General features: G+C 46.7%; 19 protein-coding genes. 2 read left to right on the top strand and 17 right to left on the bottom strand.

Annotated elements, in window-relative coordinates; genetic code table 11:
* Window positions 1-25 precede the first annotated feature (25 nt).
* From C943_RS05980 to C943_RS05925, 12 genes are all read right to left on the bottom strand, one after another.
* Window positions 26-181, bottom strand: coding sequence for a hypothetical protein (locus C943_RS05980; protein ID WP_008625361.1), 156 nt, complete (start codon window positions 179-181; stop codon window positions 26-28).
* Between the two features lie 230 nt (window positions 182-411).
* Window positions 412-2,028, bottom strand: coding sequence for a tetratricopeptide repeat protein (locus C943_RS05975; RefSeq protein WP_040479260.1), 1,617 nt, complete (start codon window positions 2,026-2,028; stop codon window positions 412-414).
* Window positions 2,029-2,198: 170 nt separating this feature from the next.
* Entirely contained in the window at window positions 2,199-2,888 is a 690-nt protein-coding gene (locus C943_RS05970) for a protein-L-isoaspartate(D-aspartate) O-methyltransferase (RefSeq protein WP_008625356.1), read from the bottom strand.
* Between the two features lie 201 nt (window positions 2,889-3,089).
* Window positions 3,090-3,857, bottom strand: coding sequence for an ABC transporter permease subunit (locus C943_RS05965; protein ID WP_008625351.1), 768 nt, complete (start codon window positions 3,855-3,857; stop codon window positions 3,090-3,092).
* Window positions 3,850-4,593, bottom strand: coding sequence for an ABC transporter ATP-binding protein (locus C943_RS05960; protein WP_008625349.1), 744 nt, complete (start codon window positions 4,591-4,593; stop codon window positions 3,850-3,852). Before C943_RS05960 ends, C943_RS05965 begins: the two co-directional genes overlap by 8 nt.
* Window positions 4,568-5,815, bottom strand: a complete 1,248-nt coding sequence (locus tag C943_RS05955; RefSeq protein WP_008625347.1) for a nitrous oxide reductase family maturation protein NosD — start codon at window positions 5,813-5,815, stop codon at window positions 4,568-4,570. Before C943_RS05955 ends, C943_RS05960 begins: the two co-directional genes overlap by 26 nt.
* Window positions 5,816-5,823: 8 nt before the next feature.
* Window positions 5,824-6,258 (bottom strand): nitrous oxide reductase accessory protein NosL, encoded by a 435-nt coding sequence (locus tag C943_RS05950; RefSeq protein ID WP_040479257.1) that lies wholly within the window; start codon window positions 6,256-6,258, stop codon window positions 5,824-5,826.
* A gap of 45 nt (window positions 6,259-6,303) precedes the next feature.
* Window positions 6,304-6,873, bottom strand: coding sequence for a hypothetical protein (locus C943_RS05945; RefSeq protein ID WP_040479254.1), 570 nt, complete (start codon window positions 6,871-6,873; stop codon window positions 6,304-6,306).
* A 60-nt stretch (window positions 6,874-6,933) separates the two neighbouring features.
* Window positions 6,934-8,898, bottom strand: coding sequence for a Sec-dependent nitrous-oxide reductase (gene nosZ / locus C943_RS05940; RefSeq protein ID WP_008625345.1), 1,965 nt, complete (start codon window positions 8,896-8,898; stop codon window positions 6,934-6,936).
* Window positions 8,899-8,922: 24 nt separating this feature from the next.
* Window positions 8,923-10,734 carry a c-type cytochrome gene (locus C943_RS05935; protein ID WP_008625343.1) on the bottom strand — a complete coding sequence of 604 codons (1,812 nt, stop codon included), beginning with the start codon at window positions 10,732-10,734 and terminating at the stop codon, window positions 8,923-8,925.
* 4 nt (window positions 10,735-10,738) lie between these two features.
* Window positions 10,739-11,470 (bottom strand): iron-sulfur cluster repair di-iron protein, encoded by a 732-nt coding sequence (gene ric / locus C943_RS05930; RefSeq protein ID WP_008625342.1) that lies wholly within the window; start codon window positions 11,468-11,470, stop codon window positions 10,739-10,741.
* A 41-nt stretch (window positions 11,471-11,511) separates the two neighbouring features.
* A complete protein-coding gene (locus tag C943_RS05925) occupies window positions 11,512-11,943 on the bottom strand; it encodes an RrF2 family transcriptional regulator (RefSeq protein WP_008625336.1) in 432 nt (143 codons plus the stop codon).
* Between the two features lie 155 nt (window positions 11,944-12,098).
* On the opposite strand from C943_RS05925, the gene C943_RS05920 reads away from it, so the two are divergent.
* Together C943_RS05920 and C943_RS05915 are read left to right on the top strand one after the other, a co-directional pair.
* Entirely contained in the window at window positions 12,099-12,668 is a 570-nt protein-coding gene (locus C943_RS05920) for a Crp/Fnr family transcriptional regulator (RefSeq protein WP_008625335.1), read from the top strand.
* A gap of 76 nt (window positions 12,669-12,744) precedes the next feature.
* Entirely contained in the window at window positions 12,745-13,428 is a 684-nt protein-coding gene (locus tag C943_RS05915; RefSeq protein WP_157198452.1) for a hypothetical protein, read from the top strand.
* Between the two features lie 156 nt (window positions 13,429-13,584).
* Here C943_RS05915 and C943_RS05910 read toward each other — a convergent pair whose 3' ends face one another.
* From C943_RS05910 to C943_RS05890, 5 genes are all read right to left on the bottom strand, one after another.
* Complete coding sequence (locus C943_RS05910) at window positions 13,585-14,988, bottom strand: MBL fold metallo-hydrolase (RefSeq protein WP_008625333.1); 1,404 nt, start codon at window positions 14,986-14,988, stop codon at window positions 13,585-13,587.
* A gap of 223 nt (window positions 14,989-15,211) precedes the next feature.
* Entirely contained in the window at window positions 15,212-15,862 is a 651-nt protein-coding gene (locus C943_RS05905; protein WP_008625332.1) for a tetratricopeptide repeat protein, read from the bottom strand.
* A gap of 11 nt (window positions 15,863-15,873) precedes the next feature.
* Window positions 15,874-17,214, bottom strand: coding sequence for a tetratricopeptide repeat protein (locus C943_RS05900; RefSeq protein ID WP_008625331.1), 1,341 nt, complete (start codon window positions 17,212-17,214; stop codon window positions 15,874-15,876).
* Entirely contained in the window at window positions 17,199-19,376 is a 2,178-nt protein-coding gene (locus C943_RS05895) for an urea transporter (RefSeq protein WP_008625330.1), read from the bottom strand. Before C943_RS05895 ends, C943_RS05900 begins: the two co-directional genes overlap by 16 nt.
* A 14-nt stretch (window positions 19,377-19,390) precedes the next feature.
* Complete coding sequence (locus C943_RS05890) at window positions 19,391-20,749, bottom strand: alanine racemase (RefSeq protein ID WP_008625325.1); 1,359 nt, start codon at window positions 20,747-20,749, stop codon at window positions 19,391-19,393.
* Window positions 20,750-20,754: the final 5 nt, after the last annotated feature.

The following is a 20,754-nucleotide window of genomic DNA, read 5'->3' as shown; positions in this document are numbered from 1 at the left end:
GGATTGGTGCCCGGGCTACTTTTGGTCAGTTTTTCTTACGTTCGCTGGGCCGCGGTTTTTCGCTGGCTTCGGCAGGCGTGCCTCCCATCGCGTTAAGTAGCTTTGTGAAAGCATCGTTTTCCTGCTTTCTTTTTTCGATAAGCTTATAGATCAGTTCCTCGTTTTTGTTTTTTTCGTCCATGGCCTGCTCCGATTGTGTTTCGAGGACTAAAACAACGGTAAATAAAACTAACCTGAAAAAAATCAGCCTTTGAATAACCACTACTTTGGAAAAAATGACCTTAGAATAATTGCTAGCAGGTGGAAAAACACCATAACATCACCTTAACATATATTTTAATAAATTGTATATCAGTGGTTTATAAAAAATGGCTTACAAATTTTTTTCCCATGCCCCAAGCCACAAAAAAGCTAGATATTGGCTAGGTGGGTTACCAGATTGGAGTTGGTGTTGGTAAGGTTGAGCTTTTTTCGAAGGCGTGCTCGTGCTACTTCTACACTTTTGATGCTCTGTTGGGTGACAGCAGCGATCTCCTTCGAATTCATATTGAGGCGAAGGAATGCACAAAGTTTCTCCTCAGTTGGGGAAAGATCAGGATAAAGCTTTCGCAGATTTGTGTAAAATTCACTGTGCACCTGGTTGAACCGCAATTCAAATTCCTTCCAAGTGTCATTGTCACCTTCCCGCTGCAGATCCAGGATGATTTCCTGAATGATCTTCTGGTTTTCAGGAAGCAGGTTCCGCTGTATTTTCAGAAGGCGCTCTGCGACATTGTTGATCAGCTCGTTTTTTCTGATCAGGTACATCACGTTGGTCGTCAATTCCTTGTTTTTGATTTCAACGTCTTGTGCAAGGTTCTTCTGACTCAACTCAGTTTGCCGGGCTTTGGACCTGATCACCAATGTGATCAACACGGCCAAAATCAGTCCGATAGACAATGCGGCAATCGTGCTGAGGTACTTGAACCTCGATTGCTTTGCTTCTTCCTCTCGTAGTTTTTCTGCCTTTTCGAAATCATATTGAAGTTGTAGGCGGGTGATTTCGCTGGTAGCTTGTTGGTTGAGGATGCTGTCGCTGTAGGTTTTGAAGTTTTTGAAATTGGACAAGGCAGCGGAATAGTTGCCGCGTTTTTCCTCGATTTCTGACAACCCCAGGAAAGCGGCACGCTTGATGTCCATTGAGCCGATTTTATTGCCTATTTCCAGGGCACGTTTCGAGTATTCCTCACTTTTCGCAAGATCCTTTTGGTTGAGGTGGAAGTTGCTGAGGATAATGAGTGAGCGCGCGATCTCGCCCAAATCGCCGATCTTTTCCCGAAATTCCAATCCTTTCATCAGGTAATCCAATGCTTTGTCAGGTTCATTGAGTTCGTTCGCGTATAGCTTTCCGATATTATTGTAGGCAATACCTTGGGCTTTGTGGTTGGGTACTTCCAAGGCGAGTTTTAGCGCTTTTTCGTAGTACGCGAGTGCGGATTTCGGATCACCTTTGGTCTGATAGATGTTGGCGATATTGTTGTAAACGGTGGGCAGGACTACCTTTTTTCTTTCTGTCAGGTTGGAAGCATTCATGAGCTCTTGGGCAGTGAAATAGCATTCCAAGGCTTTATCATATTCACCCATACGATCGTAGGAAGCGCCGAGATTGTTGTTCATCGAGATGATTCCTGAAGTATCCTTCAGTTCCTCATACTCTTTGAGACTGTTGAAAAACAAAGTCGCCGCTTGCTTGTAGTCCCCCTGCGCTATCGCCACATTGCCCATTTGTGTAAGCGCAGTGAGTTCATGCTTTTTGAGGTCTTTTGCGGTTGCCAAATCCTTGGCTTGAATGGCATATTCCATGGATTTGACATAATCGGTCGAAAAATATAAGTGCGAAAGGTCTATGAGTGCTCTGAAACGGGCCGTATCGGTTTTTGCCTGTTTCACTACCAGTTGCAGACTGTCCAACTTGATGATATCCTGAGCGCTGGCTTGAAAGACCGTCAACGCCAAAATCGGTATCAGCAAAATTCGGTTAAGAGGCATATGACCTAGCTGTGGGATTTACGCAATATTCTGCTTCGCAACTTAGTGTAAATCGCTCAAAAATCAATGAAATTGAAGTTGTTAAGGTTTTGGGTGAAATGCCAAACTGACTCGCTTGAAAAAAATTTCGGGTTTAATGCAGATATGTAAGGCAAATTACAGCTCAGGACTTATTCTTTCACCGAATCCCTCGTGAATGGCACAAAACGAACCCCCATTAATGAACTGGTACGGATTTTTCCTTTCCTTTTTTCCAAAAGCCTCAGCTCTTGGGCGTTAGCGTGCGGCCCTACGGGAATTATCATTTTTCCGCCCTCTTTCAATTGGTCGATAAGCGGTTGGGGGACTTTGTCGGGGGCGGCGGTGACGATGATTGCATCAAATGGCGCCTCTTCCGGCCAACCTTGGTAACCGTCGCCCACACGTACATGGACATTCTTGTAGCCCAAGTCAGCAAGGTCCCTTTGCGCTTTTTTGCCAAGGGGTTCGACGATCTCGATGGTGTAAACTTCCCCGACGATTTCTCCCAACACTGCCGCTTGGTATCCCGAACCAGTTCCGATTTCCAATACTTTCATCCCTGGCTTTGGATCGATTGCCTCCGTCATGAAAGCCACGATGTAGGGTTGGGAAATGGTTTGCCCATTCCCAATCGGCAGCGGACCATCTTCATAGGCAAGATGGCGGACATTTCCCGGGACGAGTTGGTGTCGGGGTACTTTGCGCATAGCATCTAGGACGAGCGCATTGCGGATGCCACGGGCTTCCAATTGTGTCCTTACCATATCGTTGCGTAGGGTTTGGTAATGGTCGGTTTGAAAAACAGATAACAGCATGAGGATGTAGAGCAATCGGTTCATGGGGAATGGGGCTGTGCCGATGACTACCTGAATTTAAGGAAATTGGGGGAAAAATCCTTGAAAATAAATGCCTGTTCGGTATTTGAAAACGAATCACCGGGTCATTCGGATTTTCAATCCTAAGCTGGCGGAAGCGATTGGAAATCTGCATGATCCGACCTTGAGCTTGTATTCCAAAAGATTTCGGAATCCGAGGAGCGGTTAGAAATCCTTTTTCCGAAACACCCGCAGCGCAAAATACGAAGGCCACAGCATCCAAAGAAGCAATACGCCTGAGGAAATCAGGATTCCCTGGAAGCTGCCGAAGAAATTTTGGAAGAACGCGCCAGTGTAGCCCATCAAGGCTGAAATGTCCAGTTGCATCAGCATAATGATGCGTCCCAAGTCCACGGGATTGAGGAAAACGAGTCCCAAGGTGGTTTTTTCCAAAGGATAATCCGCCAAGCTGTAGATCAGGTAAAGCACAAATCCATCATATACCAAGGAAAAATAGATCCAAAATGACAGACTTATGCCGATGGCTTTGGCCTTGTCACGTGTCATCACTGAAGCAAGAAATGCCAATCCCGCAAATATCACGCTAAGACCGATCCCAATTCCCAAGAGTGTCAGAATCGTCACATCTGCTCCCCAAATCAGCATTGGGACCCCAAATCCAACAATCAAAGCCATGCTGAGGACAAATGCTACAGCCAAAAACTGGCTCAGGAACACATCCCTGCGCTTCACCGGCTGGGCCAGCATCAGTTCGGTAAATTCAAGGTTGTTGAAAAAGTGGGTACTCGCAAATACGGCGGCGATCAAAGGCACGATCATCAGCATGATGTTCAGCAGGCTGAGCGATACTTTGCCCATGTCCTCGGAAACTTGGTAGATTGAAATGGCCACCAGAACGAGGAATAGCGTGTACAACAAGGCAAACCGGGATTTGACAATGTCATAGAGGGAATATTTCAATAGCTTATACATGGGCCAATTCAGTTTTTTTCGTGTTTTTTTTTAAACTCCACTCCATCAATCGCGCAATGGCTGTGGAAAATTTATTTTCACCGGTGATGTCTTTGAGGCTTTCGACCGAGTCGTTGAAGAACACTTCGCCCTCAAAAATGTAGATGGCCTGATTGGTCAATTCCTCCAGTTCGCTGAGAATATGCGAAGTGATTAGGATGAGTTTTCCGGCCTCCCTTTCTCTCTTGATCTTGTTTTTCAATACTTCGACCGCGATCGGATCCAATCCCGCCGTGGGTTCGTCGAGTATCAGGATGGCCGGGCGAAACATAAACGCCAAGGCCGCACTCACCTTTTGCCGGGTACCGCCACTGAGCGTATGCATGGGTTTGTCGAGCATGGTGTCAAGACCGAAGGCTTTTACCAAATCCATGTCGTAGTCTTTGATTTCTGGCCTGATGTCCTGCATCATCGAGAAAAGCTGCCCAATACGCATATTGTCAGGATATCGACCAATTTGAGGCATGTAGCCGATTTGGGAGCGATAGGCGGTATTGCCTTTGATGGATTGTCCATTGACAAGCACATCGCCAGAATTGGGGAGGACCATCGCGAGTATGATCTTAATCAAGGTGGTCTTACCCGAGCCATTGGGCCCCATCAGGGCATAGCTGTTGCCCGCTTGGAATTCCAATTCGAAATCCTTCAGGACATCGAGTTTGCCGAATTTTTTATGAATGTGCCGTACCGAGATCATAGGGTTTCATTTTTGGGGAGTTGTCGATCATGTTTTCGGGAGTGATGGAAGGGATCACCTTTTCCATCCTGTCTAGCAGCGTCACCAGGAAGCTTCGCCATAGGATGACTGCCGCGGGTATTTTCTCCACGATCATGCTGAAAAGATTGATGGGCCGGTAGGGGACATCCCCGAGGCGGTCTTTGTCAAGGTCGTATCCTTCGTATTTGTCCCAATAATTTTGGTTAAGTGTATTGAGAACCACGCTGCCGTTGGTGCTTATGTCAAATGTATTGCCAAGGAAATTGTTGGCTTCGATGGTGTTGCGGTCACAGGAGGCCATCAGCTTAAATGCCCATCCGTTTTGCTGGAAACTGTTGTTTTGAAAGGTATTGCGACTGCTTCCCTCCATGTAAATGCCGATAGTGTTTTTCCGGAAAATGTTGTTGATGACTTGGCTGTCGGTAATGTCCTTGAGCAAGATCCCATAGGAGGATGCACCCCAGTTTTCTTCGAATAGGTTTTCCTGCATCAGCACGTTGTGCGTGTACATTACAGCCACGCCAGCGCCATTTCTGCGAAATGTATTTTGGAGATAACTGTTGTCATGAGAAAACATGAAGTGTAGGCCGTAGCGCTTGTTGCCTTCGATCGTGTTTTGCCTACTGACCGTGTTGGTGACAAATTCGAGGTAAATGCCATCCCTGTGTCCCATGACGGTATTATTTTCAATCGTCGAGTTTTTGCACTTCCAAAGGTGGATACCGTTGCCGGTTTGGTATTCTTTTTCAGCAGAGGAAAAGAGCCTGTTGTTGCTGACGGTTATTTCTTCTGAATTGGAAAAATGGAGGGCAAAATAGGTTTCCTCCAGTAGGTTGTCGGAGACGGTACAGGATTTTGAGTCAAAAAACTTGATGCCGGCGGAGTCTTCCATGGTGGATTTCCCGGAGTTGATGATGTGAAGTCCTTTGAAATGGACATTTTCTGCAGCCACCAAAAAGATATTGCCTTTGTGCATCCCGTCCACGACGGGGTATGATTCGCCCCATATCGTCAAGGGCTTCCGGATGGTCAGGTCATGGCCCTCGTACCTACCTGCCGCAAGCAAAATCGTATCGCCAGGCTGGGCGTTGTCAATGGCCATTTGGATGTTTCCTCCGGAAGTTAGCTTAATTACCGTGCCACTTGCCAAGTTTGGCAGGAAGCAGGAAATCGCGAACAGGAGGACAATTAGGGTTTTCATGGCTGTTTTTATTTGAATTGGGTGACAAGTTCGCCCCATGCGAGGTACACGCCGCCATTCCTTTTCTTGTATTGGTTCATTACCTCGTAGTCGGAAAATGCCACAATTTGGCTGGCCATCGGGGTTTTGAACTGATCTGACTTGAGGTAAAAGCTGGTAGTGGCGTCGACCAGTTTTTCTGGGTTTTCGTAGTCTATGACCAGCACGTGTTTGATATCCTCCTGTGCCACTTCGCCGGTTTCCATAAATGCCATCAGGCAATTGATATCGTCGAAAATGTAGATTTTTCCTTTTTTAGTGACGATTTCGGCGCCATAGTGGGGGTCCATCAGCTTCATTTTGCACCAGTGGCAGACATCTTGGCCAAACTGAATTGGACGTGGGTCCGTGCTGCATCCGAGCAAAAAGAGCGCAAGTAGTAGGGTTATGGGGAGAGTTTTCATGGTTTGATCGATTGGTTATTCAGTATTGGGGAATGGTGTTGATGTTTATTTTGCTCTAAACTCTCTGAAAGAGGCGAGCCCAGCAAGGAGCACTGATGCCCCTAAGATCCAACCACCTGTATCAGGACCTGAATACGCCAAGAAATTGAGTAATTCCTTGTAGCCGATCAGTGGAGGCTGATAGGCCATCCCAGGAACCTTGATGGCAGCTGAAGGGTCGAGATTGTGGCCGTAGTCATATCCCCACAGGTACATGTCCACGAGTACACCGAGGCCGAGGATCAATAGAAGCAATAAGTAGGTATAAAGCGCCCATCTCTTGGCCAATATCGCTGCCAATACACCAAAGGCGATTATCGCACCAAAAACGTAAACCAAGTATTGCAGCTCGGGGAACATCTCTTGGCCGATATGCTTCATGCCAATGTAGTGGTTGACACCGTTGATGATATCCACGTCTCCGCTGAGGCGGTCGATCCAGATTTTCATGTTCAGACCCTCGGGGTATTGGGGTGCCCAAAGGCTGATTTGCCAAAGTGGTGTGAAGTAGGCCGAAACCATCAGCAAGGCTGAGACAAAAATTAGAATTCTCGAAAGTGAACTGGTAGTTTTCATGACTAAGGGTTTTAAATACCGCCAACCAAACGGTTGGCGGTATTCTTGGGAATTAAGCAACTATTCTACTGAGCCAGTTGAATACTTGAGTGGTACATTGCTGCCGGCAGGTGATACCCGCAGGTAGCCTTGCATTTCTTGGTGCAGTGCAGAACAGAAGTCTGTACAATAGAATGGGAATACGCCGACCCGGTCAGGCACCCATTTCAATGTCTGTGTCTCGCCCGGCATTACCAGCAGTTCGGCGGTATTGGCGCCCTTGATTGCAAATCCGTGCGGTACATCCCAGTCTTGCTCCAAGTTGGTCACGTGGAAGTACACCTCGTCACCCAATTTGACACCTTCGATGTTGTCAGGCCTGAAGTTGGAGCGGATGGTGGTCATGTAGACATGGACTTGGTTGCCATTTCGTTCCACCCGTGCGTCGTTGATACCTTTTAGGACTGCTGGGTGGGAGTTGGTCTCCAAGGGGAAGAATTTGACTTGCTTGTCTTTGACCAAAGTGGCTGGGAATGCTTCCGCATAGTGCGGTTCACCGATGGTTGGGAAGTCCAAAAGCAGCTGCATCTTATCACCGGAAATGTCATAAAGCTGTGCTGAGTGCGCCAACTCAGGTCCGGTAGGCAGGTATCTGTCTTTGGTGATCTTGTTGTAGGCCACCATGTATTTGCCGTGGGGCTTTCCTGTTGGGCCGCCAGGGATCATCAAGTGGCCCACGGAGTAGTAGGTGGGTACGCGGTCCAAAACCTGCAAAGTCTCGATATTCCATTTGACGACTTCGGATGAGACAAACATGGAAGTGTAGGCATTTCCTTTTCCGTCAAACTCGGTGTGCAATGGGCCAAGACCTGGCTTTTCTACTTCGCCATGGAGCACTGACTCATATTTCAACACAGGCATGCCGTCAACACTTCCTTCAAAATCCTGCTTTTCGATCGCTGCCAGCATTTTGGTGAAAGAGAAAACGGGAATGACCGCGGCCAATTTTCCGGAACCGATGATGTACTCGCCGCTTGGGTCGGTATCACATCCGTGTGGGGATTTTGGACAAGGGATAAAGTAAACGATGTCTTTCAACTCCCTGGGATCCAATGACAGTACCTCGTTCATCATCGTGGAGGTGCCGGTGTGGGAGTTTTCATCCCATTTGTTATGCGCATATTTGGCAGGGACTTTCTTGCCCTTGCCCTGGGCAATGTATTCTTCTGCTTTCTTCCAGTTGACGGCCATGATGAAGTCCTTGTCTTTTTGGGATGCGTTCACTTCCAAAAGCGTATGGGCCATCTCGGTGTTGTAGGTAGAGAAGAAGAACCATCCATGTGATTTTTTCTTACCAGCCCTTGCCAAATCAAAGTTGAACGGTGGAGCTTCCAATTGGAAAGCCAAGTTCATGTCTCCGTGGTCTTTGTCTACAGAAATGAAGGAAATCGTTCCGCGGAAATTATCCTTGTAGGTATCGATCGGCACATCCCTGTTTTGATCGCTGCCAGTCGGTACAGAAAACCTGGTTCCAGCTACTACGTACTCGGTGTTTTCAGTAATAAAAGGAGAGGAGTGGTTACCACCGGAATTTGGCAGCTCTAGGATTTCCACGGTTTTGAAAGTGGTCAAATCCACCCGCGCAATACGTGGCGTATTGTTCGCATTGCCAAAAGCCCACCTTGCGTCATGCTCGGCATTGGTTGTTGAAATGGCAATATGGTGCAAATCATCCCAAGGAACGAAGCCGTGCGAGGTGTTCAACATCGGTTTTGTTTCTTCCGTAAAACCCCAGCCATTTTCAGGATGGACTGAGAATACGGGGAGGATTTTCAATACTCTTCCTGATGGAAGGCCGACGACGGACATTTGCCCGTTGAAACCGCCAGAGATGATGTTGTAAAACTCATCATGCTGGCCGGGCGCTACATATACCTTGCTTGCCGCATCACCCGAGATGGCCGTTTGGGCTCCTTTGGGTTTACAGCCATAGGTAAGGGTCATGGCGACTGCAGCACCTGCTACTAACCATAATTTTGTTTTCATTGTATTGGGGGTTTGGTTGATTTATTAGAGGGCTCCGTCTTTGGAACCGGCTTTTTCTAGGTCATTTTTTCTGAAAAACTCCAGGATATCCCGGGCATCACCCACGGATATGTTTTGGTTTGGCATACGGGTGAGACATTCCTCAAGGAGGGCTTGGGCCGTTGGGTCTTGGTCCAGCATCACGTCCACGTTGGTAATCATGTTCATGATCCATTCCGGTTTCCTTCTGTTGGTCACACCTTGAAAGCCCGGCCCAACCAAACGCTTGTCGTTGAGTTGGTGGCAAGCGGTACACTTCATATCCACGATTGCTTTCCCCTTATTGGCAAGCGCTTCGTCGATTCCCTCACCGATTTCCACGGATTTGATTTCACCGATACCCTTTGGATCTGCTACTTTTTCTGCCGCAGGTGCTGCACTTGGAGGCGTGTAAGTGCCTTGGTTGCTGCCTCCTCCACAACTCGTCCATAGGAATGCTGCGATTCCTATGGACAGGATTACTGAACTTTTCATAGATTGATTTTTGGTTTGGATGTTGAAATTTGATTTGGATTGTATGGGAGTAATTGTTTCGCCTAATGGGCTACGAAATGCGGCATATAGCAAGACTGCCAAGGAGAAAGGAAAGAGGACGGAGGCCGAGAAGACGATGAGGTGATATTGGGGCAGGTATCCGGCTTCGATCCAAAGCAGCAGGCCCTGAATGAAAAGGAGGGTTTCTGTGAGGACAAAAGCCCATATCAACAGCGTCCAGCCTTTCTTGGAAAGTTTGTCAATTGGCAACCAGCCTTTGCGTACCATCACTGCCCCAATTCCGAGGGACACGGTCCCAAGCATCACGAGGTGGATAAAGCCAATTACAAACAATCGGATTGTTATCGAGATATGGGCTACGGAGGGCACGGCGAGCAGTGCCATTACCAATGCCTTGGCGATCAGACTCAGCACTCCGAGATACATCAGCCGATCCACCCAATGGGAAGGGAAGCCGAGTCCAGGAAAAAGTGCCGAGATAAGTGGCCTCAAAATCCAGAAATAAGCCAAACTCTGCATCACGACACCCAATGAGTTGGTAGGGCTCAGGAATGGCATCGGCGTGCTCCAGGATACGCTCAAGGCATAGGTCAAAAGCACGGAAAGGTGCAGGGTCCATTCTTGCGTTTTGCTCAAATGGATCGTTTTTCCCTTTTCCTCCAGGTAATGCATCAGCACGCCAAATACCGCATAGGTAAACCAGCCGCTTAGCTGAAGGTGCAAAAACCACTGCACGCTCATGAAGTACAGGGGATGGTTGCGACCTAGGAGTACGCTAACGGGACCTATCGCCAAGAGCCCCAAAGTCGATAGCAACATCCAATAGATGCTGAACTGAATCATTCGTACGGCTGTGGAAGATGGAGCTTTCTTGAGGTCTCGTAGAATTTGGACGGAGAAATAGTAACTCGACAGCAGTTGGATCGTGCTGAAGAAGATACTCACGGCACCGTATCCCTGTATAGGGAAGCTCGCCAACATGCCCAAGCCGGCGACTACGTTGATTGTGAGCATCTTTTTGTATAGTCCGGCCCTTTTTTGATCCGAACCGAAGCTAAACACATAGTAGCCCATGATCAACATGTATCCCCAGCCCAGCAAAGCGATATGGGAATGGGTGTGCAGTAGATTCTTGTAGGCGAAAAATGGAATCTCGCCCAGAAAATAGTACCGCATCATCAATCCAAAAACACTGGCGGCAAAGAAGAAAAACAATGCCCAGCGCATCCAAGATTTCACCAAGTATTGGGTCGAATTCACTCCCGGTAAATTGGCTTCGATATGTGGTCGCTGGGTTGACATGGGATTATGAATTCAGGAGTTCAAAGGCTTCCAAAGCTTTTGGGAACAGGATGTTGTTTTCCAAATGGATGTGGGTGTGGAGGTCGTATTCAAATTCTTCGAGCATCGCAAAGGCCACTCTGTAGGTTTGGCACCCGTCTTTGGGCGGGGTGTAGCCATGACTGAGTTCAGAAATGATGCGGAATCTTTCGCCCTCGCCAGCATGATCATCTTCCATCATGTGGATGGGATTTTCGATATGTCCAAAGTGGGGTTTAGAAAGGGGGAAATGGCTCTTTTGGGCTTCTTCCATGGCTTTGATGTAGGGAAAAAGTATTAGTTCCTCCTTCTTCATATGGATTGTCAAAGCGTCGGCAGCTTCAAAAAACAGCCTGCGGATTTCGAACAGCTCAGGATGTCTGTCGCCATGTACATGCTCCAGTTTTTGGAGATAGGCCTTGAGGGCCGGGATGGTTTTCTCAACATACTTGTGGTGAGTGTCGACGATGTAGTCAATCAAGTCGGTCATCCCAAAATCTCTGAAATGGACCTCCTCGGGGGTTGTCATCGTTTTTTCCAAATCACTGAGGACAGATGCGACCGATGCACCGTTCAATTCACAGGCAGCCTTTAAGGTGATGCCACCTTTGCAGCAGAAGTCTATTCCGTATTGTGAAAAGACTTGTGCGGTTCGGAAATTGTCGGCCACGATTCGTCCGACTTTTTTTTCTGCGAGGTTTTCCATTTCTGTAGTCATTTTTGTGGGAGTTTTTTGTCTTTTATTGATTCAAATTTTTTTTAATACTTCAGGAAGCTGATGCCCACATTCACCCGCTCAGCGACATCTTTGAGACTTGTCGTCATTAGCATGCCCGTCAGGTGGTCGCGGATAGCCTTGAACTTATGATGTACAGGGCAGGGGTGCTCTTCGGAGCACTTTTCAAGCCCCAATGCACAGCCTGTAAAAAGCGTGTCTCCGTCGATCGACTCCACAATTTGGGAAAGGACGATTTCGGCGGGATTTTTTGCGATAAAAAAGCCGCCATTTGGGCCTTTCGTCGATGCAAGAAGCTCGTCCCTGACCAAGGCCTGCAGGATTTTTCCCGTAAAGGCTTCTGGTGAATTGATCGCTTTCGAAATCTCCTTCAAGCCGACGCGCTCCTGTTCGGTGGGTAGCGTTGCCACGTAGATCATGGCGTTGATGGCATATTTGCAGGTCTTCGAAAACATCTTCGGTTGTATTACAGGACAAATATATCCTTTTTATAAAAAAGACAAAAATATCCGATAATATTTTTTTAAAAATTTCGACTCAATAGGAAACCGGAAGAGGGCACCTCAATTGCGGGATTTTCTTTTCCTGTCTTGTTTACCTATTTTGGGATATGCATCCAGCGTTGAAAGCTTATTTCCAGGAGAAGACGAATATTTCTGAAGAGAGATTGGCTTTCATTTCTTCGTTTTTCAAAGAGAAGAAGTGCAGGAAAAACGAGTATTTGCTTAGACAGGGAGAGGTATGTCGTTTCAATTATTTTGTTGTCGCAGGCTGTATGCGGATTTTTTCGACAGGTGAAGGCGGAATGGAAAACACAAGATATTTTGCGTTTGAAGGAAAATTCGGCACTTCGTTCATGAGTCTGATTAGTAGGGAACCATCGATCGAGTCCATCCAATGCCTCGAAAAAACAACCGTCTATTATATATCGAGGGAGGATTTTTATTTTTTGGTGGAGAGCGAACCGGCCGTCAACAAAATATATCGGAACATTCTCGAATCCGCCTACATCACCACCCAAAAACGGATTTACAATCTCCAATCCGCAGATAGCCTGGATCGGCTTAGGTGGCTGCTGAAGGAATATCCGACGATTTTGAACAGGCTCTCAAGCAAAATCGTCGCCAGCTACCTCAGTGTATCACCCTACACGCTCAGCCGCCTCAAAGCAAAGCTGTAGCTTTCAAATCCTTGCTTTGGAGCAACTTTTTACCGCTTTCAATTCCGGAACTTTGTCGGGAAATAATCCTTATATCATGAAAGACGCTATTCGAAATTCTCCCCATTCCAGATTTTTTGTCCTTTTACTGCTTGTTTTTTTCAGTGCACATTACCAAGCCATAGCCCAAGCGACTGCACCGAAAGTTCCAACACCTGTTGAATTTATGGCTGGCAACAACCGGCTCTTTTTCCAAATGGTAGTGAAAAGGAAATTCAGCCCAAATAGCAAATTTGGGTTTCTTAACGTGTCTTCATTTTCCACGAGTTATGACAACGAAAGGGAGGAATTGGATTTGGTTGCGCCGGTTTTGATCAATTATACGCTGTACAAAGGTTTTGGCCTGGTGGCAGGAACGACCATTAATAATCGGGTTGGGTTTTCTCCGCTTGTCGGGGCACAGCACTCATTCACAAACCAAAAGTGGGTCGCAGTGACGATTGCATCTTTGTTTCTCAACTCCAGCCGAAACGTGGAGCTTTTTGGAATTTATGAGTTCAAACCCCAGCTTACTCCAAAGACCAACTTGTACACCCGGGTGCAGTTTATGTATATCCATAACACGGCCCAGAATTTCCATGCGCGTAGTTTTTTGCAATTGAGGGCTGGCGTTAAGAAAGACGCGCTGAATTTTGGCCTGGGTGCCAATTTGGATCAATATGGGCCAGAAAAGGACTTCAAGCCAAATTACGGGCTTTTCGTGGGTTGGGCATTTCTCTAGTAACCAGCTAGAGTGACATAGATTTTGTTAAAGTGCAAAAAAGAAAAGCGATTTAGTCTCCGCGGTTTTGATCGAATAGCTTGAAACAGCAAGTAATTCTAACAAAACAAAAAAAGCCCGAGCGATCGGGCTTTTTGGTGAAATATGGGAATCTGCTTAGCTATTTACCAGCTCGTTTTCTTTGACAGACCACTCTGCCCATCCACCTGCATAGTTTAGGATATTGTCAAATCCATTGGCAGCCAAGATGGAATAGCCGATTGCAGACCTTGCGCCACTTTGGCAATGGATGATGACCGGCTTGTCTTTGGATATCTTGTCCAGGTTTTGGGTAAGTTTTCCTACAAAGATATGTTCCGCGCCTTCGATGTGGCCTTTTTGGAACTCTGAAGCAGCCCTCAAATCCACGACTTGTACCTTTCCTTCCGCAATTTTTTGTTGTGCGGTTTCAAAATCGATAGGTGCGTAGCTTTCGAGCTTACCGCCTTCATAGGCATTCAGCTGCGCAGGCGTGATGTATCCAGCGAGGTTATCCAATCCGATACGCATCAGTTTTCTGGTAATATCTTCTATTTGCGCGTCTTCGGCAATGACGTAGAATTCCTCATCATAGCTGACGTACCAGCCCATCCACGTGGAGAATGAGTTGTTGTTGGTGATGCTCAAGGTTCCTCCCAGATATCCTTTGGCATAGTCGGGCCAAGGTCTGGTGTCGATTATTTTTGCTCCTTGGGCTTTGACTTGTGCGAATTCAGTTTGGCTCAGGTTTTTGATTGTTGGGACTGTGGTCACCAGTTTTCTGTCCACCTTGTTGAGTTTTTTCATCATCGCAAAATACTTAGGCGGCTCGGGCTGACCTGCTAGAAGTTCCTGTGAGAAGGCTTTCTTGTCGTTCAAGAGCTGCAGTGCCCAGTTTCTGATTTTCTCATACCCGACAGTGGTCATCGGTACAGCGCCCAAGGCCTTGCCGCAAGCAGAACCTGCCCCATGGCCCGGCCAAACTTGAAGGTAATCCCCCAACTTGACGAATTTGTGTAGGGAATCAAACATCTGTGCAGCGCCGATATCCTGCGTGCCTTTGATACCCGCAGCTTGTTCCAAAAGGTCAGGTCTTCCAACGTCGCCGACGAACACGAAGTCTCCCGTAAAGAGCATCACGGGTTCAGTGGTAGCCGGTTTGTCGGTCAAAAGAAAGCTGATGCTTTCTGGTGTATGTCCTGGGGTATGGATGACTTCAAAGGTAAGGTTGCCCATTTTGATGACATCTCCGCCCTTGACTTTGTTGTGGGGGAATTCATATTTCCAGTTTTCATCGCCCTCGTCGGACAGGTACATTTCGGCACCGGTCAAGGCCGCCAATTCCCGCGAACCACTCAGAAAATCCGCATGGATATGCGTTTCCAAGATATGGGTGATTTTCATGTTATTGGCTTTTGCAATGTTGAGATAGGTATCCACATCTCTTTTTGGGTCGATCACTGCGGCGACACCTTTTGCTTGGCAGCCAACTACGTAGCTGGCTTGTGCCAAACTTTTGTCATAGACTAATTCGAAGAACATATGATATGATTTTTGACTTGTTTCAATATACCTGAGATCGGACCGAAAACCTCGTCATCGGTGATTCCGACATTCACGATACAAAACAAGGGATAAGATGACATTTGTCATGTGATAAAAATTACTCAGGCAACCCTGAAGTCAGCATAGGATAGTGATTTTTCGGCTTTATGGGTAAAGTCGAGTTGTTTAGCTTGGAAATGCTTGGTTTTGCGTGATTTCCTTATTTGATCGATTTCAAGCCTTCCAGTGCAGACGCATCTTCCGGTGAGTTCAGCAGGACCTTTTGGAATAGTACTTTTGCTTCCCTGGTTTTTTGGAGTTTCAGCTTGTTCCACGCTAGCAAAATCAATCCATCATAATCAAAAGGATACAGGTTCACCACTTTTTCCAGATAAGGATCCGCCTTATCATAGCTTCCCCTGTTGTAATAGATCAATCCCAGTCTGTAATTGACCAAGGTGTTTTGTGGATCAATTTGAAGTATTTTTTGATAGATTTCTTCCACTTCGTTCCATTTGCCCTGTACCGAAAGGGGCAAAACCAGACCTAATTTGGGCTCGATGGCATAAGGCTTCAAGGCAACCGCTTTGTTGTAGTACTCCAATGATTCGGATAGCTGTCCGGCAAGGTAGGTCAGCCAACCAAGCCGCAGGTTGATTTCGTATCCATCTGCCTCATACACCTGCCCTAAGGAAGCAATTGCTCCTTTGTAATCTTGGCTTTTTTCCAAAGAATAGCTTTGCTTGAAGGCCTCAGTGGTTTTGTCTTGTGCAAAGGCTTCCATAGCGACAAACCCACTAAATAGCAGGGAAAGCACAATGGTATTTAAGAAGTGCCGCTGATAAGACTGACTTTCATTTGAAGGTTTCATGATCTTTTTGGTTAGAATGTCCATGTGATGATGCCTGTGATTGCCTGTGTGTTGTAAGTCTGCGTGTTGAGATTTTCGCCCGCAGAAACAGGAAAAAATTCACTTTGATTTTGAAAAAGGGTATAGTCCAACGTCAGTTTTAGATTGGAAGAAGGAAGGATCAAAAGCCTCCCGCCGAGTCTTTGCTTGATGGTATCCATGCGGTTAAAAACCAGCAAACCGTCATTCATGAAGAAGTTGTTCATATTGCCAAATGTCCCATACCCTTCCACCCAAAGCCATCTTGTAGTTTTCAATCCGATTTGTTGGTCAAAAACAAAGTTTGCGCTGTTATTCCCTCCCCCGAAATCCTGCTGATGCAGGGAAGCGGTAGATGCGGTATAAAGGTTTAGATTTCCGAAAGGGAAAATGATGACTTTGCCGTCCGCTTGGTTTTGGGTGAAATTGCCCAATGAACCTCTGTAATAGGAAGCTCCAATGGTGACTCGATTCAGTCGCTTGTAAAGCGAGACGAATCCGGTAAGGTCATTTTCTCCCGCATTTGAAATTACGGTGGATTCCACGGATGGACCGGGAGGCCCGGAGGTGATGGTGCTGGTCACAGGAAAAATCCTTCTGACGAAATGTAACCCTCCCAGGAGCGTGAGACCCTTGCCAATAAGCAAGTTGGCCGCCACATAGTATTGATGTACAGATGAGGCAAACGTTTTGTCCAGAATTTGTTCGTTTGCCGATTGACTATACAACAAATGACTTACCTGGAGATAGGAGTATCCTTGATAAATCGAGAAACGTGGAGAAAGGTCTAGCCCCAAGCCTCCGAAATAGTAATGGTGGTAGTCTGGGATAAACTGTGAACCGTCCGTACCGATCGGAACATCAGGATTGAAGTCTTCAATCACCGAGGGGTCGATTTGTCCCGTAAAATTGTAGGCAAGATCAAGTCTTGAAACTACGGGAAGTTTCTCAATTCCAGTCTTTTTTTTCAAGACTGGATCAAATCCCGCGGCAATTACTTTGGCTTCCGCAGATCTTCCCGAAAACAAATTGGCATAATAGAGGTATTCCTGGACGTAGGATTCAGAATCGTTTAATTTTCTTGCTTTTTCAAAGTGTCGAATGGCTGCGTGGTAATTTCTTTTTTCATAATGGGCAATGCCCATTCTTACCCTGAGGTAATAGAAATCTATACCCTGCTGAATGGCCTTGTTGCCTTCCTCGATCAATCTGTCCCAAGCACCTTGTTGAAATAGCTCATAGGTTTTGGCATCCACCTGTGGAAGGCTCTGCTGGGCCTGGACAAATGCCCCGGGAATTGCAAGCAGTGCGATGAAAATCAGTCTGCGGTACATGTTGCCTTAATTTGGGAGTGTCTGTTTTTGAATTCAAAGCTTTGAAGGCCGTTAGCTGCAATCAGGAACTGGAAGCGTGAAGTTTCCATTTCTTGCCCAAATGCCGATTTCGTGATCTTTCCATCCAATTGGATCGGCTGAAAGCCAATTCCCCGGGCTTTTTCGGGATAATTGAGCGTGTATTCTCCCTTCAGGTATCTGTAGAACGGTGCAAATAGATCCTGTACGAAAAGCCTATTCGGTTGGAAGACCATATTGATGGCGAAGGTGTCCTGCAATCGAAGCCTATTGGAGTACCCAAAACTCACTTTGTAGGCTGATAGAAAGAAAAAATACAGGAGCGATTCCCGATCGCCGGTAAAATGAATGAAATGCAGGGTGCCTTCGTCCAATTTGTAAAAGGCCTTGGAACCGGTCGCCTGACATTCCAGGTAGGTATTGAGCCAGTAGTCTCTTTTCACTTCCCACACCACAGCTTCACCCTTGTTGGTTTCCCAATGGAATTGGTTTCCAATGACAAATGAGAATGCTTTCTTCAATTGCATATTTGTTGTAAGTGAAGAAACTACCGCATCCAATGGTGGAATGCCTACTGCCTCGAGGCTTTCGGTTCCTGCATATCTCATCCAAAAGTCGGAGATCGGGTAATCGATCGTCTTTGAGCCGATGAATGGCGTCGCCTGCAGCTGGAAATGAAGGTGGGGAAATGCGGAATTGCCGGAATTTCCCACTTTGGCGATGATTTCGCCTTTACTGACTTTATCTCCGATTTTGGGTAGGATAGAGCCTTTTTTCAGGTGGCTGAGTTTGCTGTAGAGAAATTCCGAATGTTTGATCACCACGGTGTTTCCCCAATTCTTGTCGAGGTTTCTGGTTCCGACGGTATTGTCTTCGATGTCATTGACAAGGACCTCTACTACTCCGTCGGCGGGTGCAAGAACGTTTTTGTCAAAACAGAAGTAATCCGAAGCAAAATCACCCTCATCGCGAAATGTTTTGCCCTGATCGTCCCTGATCTCAAAATCCCAAGCATGTTTCCAGTCATCTTTGTGGGTGAAGGCACCATTGTGGCCCTGGGTGACTGACCATTCTCCGAAAAAGGGAAGATAAATTGGGATAGGGCTTCCGTTGCCAAACCGTTCTTGGTAATTGACAAAATTGTAAAGATTTTTTTCAGGTGATTGCTGCTGCCAAAAGATCGTGCTGAGACCGATACGGTTGTCAACCCTAAATTTTAATCCATACAAAAACAAAAGGACCGTGATATTGAATGGAAAAGAATATACCGGCAAATAGAGCTTGTCAAAGACCTGTTGCAGGGAGATTCCGATAATGGCTGTGATCGGAATAATGAATAGCAGGCTGAGATAGGTGTTCCTGTTTGGAATAATGAAGTATCCCCCAAGCGCAATGGCCGTGAGGATATAATTGAAGCCGATGTAGCTGTAGGATATTTCGGAAAAGGGTATTCCTAAAGCAATATAAAAAAGGTAGGCGATATAAAATCCAAGAAGTGAAAGGGTGAATCCGATCCGGGAATAAATCAACAGGCCAAGTGCAGCAAAAAAACCCGAAAAGATGTTTTGCTGGAAAAATATCGCTCCGATGGAAAGGAAATATGCCTTGATGGAGGTGTGGAAAGGGATTTGGTTCCACCATTCGTACATATCGACGAGGTTTTTTCCACCCAACAAATAGAGTTCATTGAGGAAATAGACACCCCGTTCGCTCAATCCCAAAGCCTCAAATTGACGCGTAGCCAGCCTTAAAGTCCAAAAGACAAGAATAAAAGGAATGCTCAGGAATGGCAGTCCATATTTGCCCAGAATTCCCTCAAATGCCAAGGCCACAAAGACGGTGAGCATGCCGGAAAAAACCACCAAAACCAGCAGCAATGGCCTTGGCTCGAAATAGATGGATAGACCGACACCTACCAAAAGGGAATTGAAACCATAGTATCCCTGCCGTACGTTGGGTTCGTATAGACCCAAAAAATGACCTGTCAGCAAGGCTGTACTGACAGCGAAAAATCCATACATTCCCACGTAAAAATCCACAAAAGTCACCGCCATCAGGATAGTTCCAAACCATTTGTTGTTGGAAAAGAATACCTGTGCATAACTGTTTAGGAGCGCTTCTATGAACCATTCCAGCCTTTTCATGGCTCCGTAGGGATTTACAGGTCAAATTTCGCCAAGTGATCCGGCGTGATTTCTTGGGAGTTGATCGTTTCCAGTGTTTCTGCTTTTCTGATCAGATGTGGCTTACCCTTGCCGTCCAACACCACCACGTTTGGTCGCATATTGATGAATTGCAGCCATTGTGTATTGTTATATGCACCAACTCTTCGGATGACATAGTGGTCCCCTTTTTTCAGAAGAGGGAACATGATATTGCCGCGGATGACATCTATGTTCATGCAAAGCGGCCCATAGATCGTCGTGTCTTCGGATTGTTCGGAGACAGGTTCCACAGGTCTGATGTCATGTTCATACCAAAATGCCGTAAACAGCAGGTTTACACCGGCATCAATGATTGTAGCCCGACGACCGTCTGCCAGTCTTTTGTTGGCGATTACAGTCCCAGCCAGATATCCCGCATCGTCGATCATTGCACGGCCGGTTTCCAGTATCAGCAAAGGAAGATGGTCAGGTTTGATTTCACTGCTCATGAGCGCGGAGGTGATCGCTTCCGCAAAGTCATCGAAAGAAGGCGCTGTATCGGTTCCTGGATAGTAGGCGCCACGAAGCGTGTTTTTGGAAGCAAATCCGCCACCTAAGTCAAGATATTGGAGTGCCTGGCCAAACTTCTTTTCGATCCTCACAGCCAAATCTGCCAACTTTGTCGCAGCTACTTTGTATGCCTCTGTGGTCATGATATATGTGCCGATGTGGGTATGTAGGCCGACGAGATCCAGCTGCTTGCTTGCCATGATCCGATTCAACGCATCCCAAGCTTCGCCATTTTCATAGTTGAAGCCAAAACGGTCCCATTGTGGGTAAATACCTGTATTCATGTTTACACGGATGGCGACTTTGGGTCGCAGCACGGATTCCTTGCTGAGCGAAATGATTTCATACAGTTCGTCAAAATGGTCAATATGGATGAGGGAGCCGTTTTTGATCGCTTTGGACAGGTCTTCCCGGCTTTTGTCCGGGCCGTTGAACACGATCAAATCTCCCGGAACGCCATTGGCAATTGCCTTTTCATATTCGAACCCTGACACGACTTCCGCCCAGGCGCCTTCTTGATGGAATACATTGCATACGGCATTGAGGTAATTGGTCTTATAGGACCATGCAAACTGTACCTTGGGGTACCGCGAGCTAAAGGCCCGATGTGCAGTTTTATAGGTTTTCCGAATAGTGGATTCGGAGATGATGACCAATGGTGATCCGTAGGACTCAAGCAAAGACTTGATGGAAACACCATCGATATGGCTGACAGGCTCCAGTTTATGCGCCATTCCATACTTACTGGGAAGACCCGCATTGATTCGCTGGATGATGGGCCGTTCGAATGTTAGCTTTGTCATGGTTT

Source organism: Mariniradius saccharolyticus AK6, assembly GCF_000330725.2.
Classification (GTDB): Bacteria; Bacteroidota; Bacteroidia; order Cytophagales; family Cyclobacteriaceae; genus Mariniradius; species Mariniradius saccharolyticus.
The sequence above is the reverse complement of the archived record's forward strand: the minus strand, read 5'-3'. Positions and strand labels throughout refer to the sequence as shown.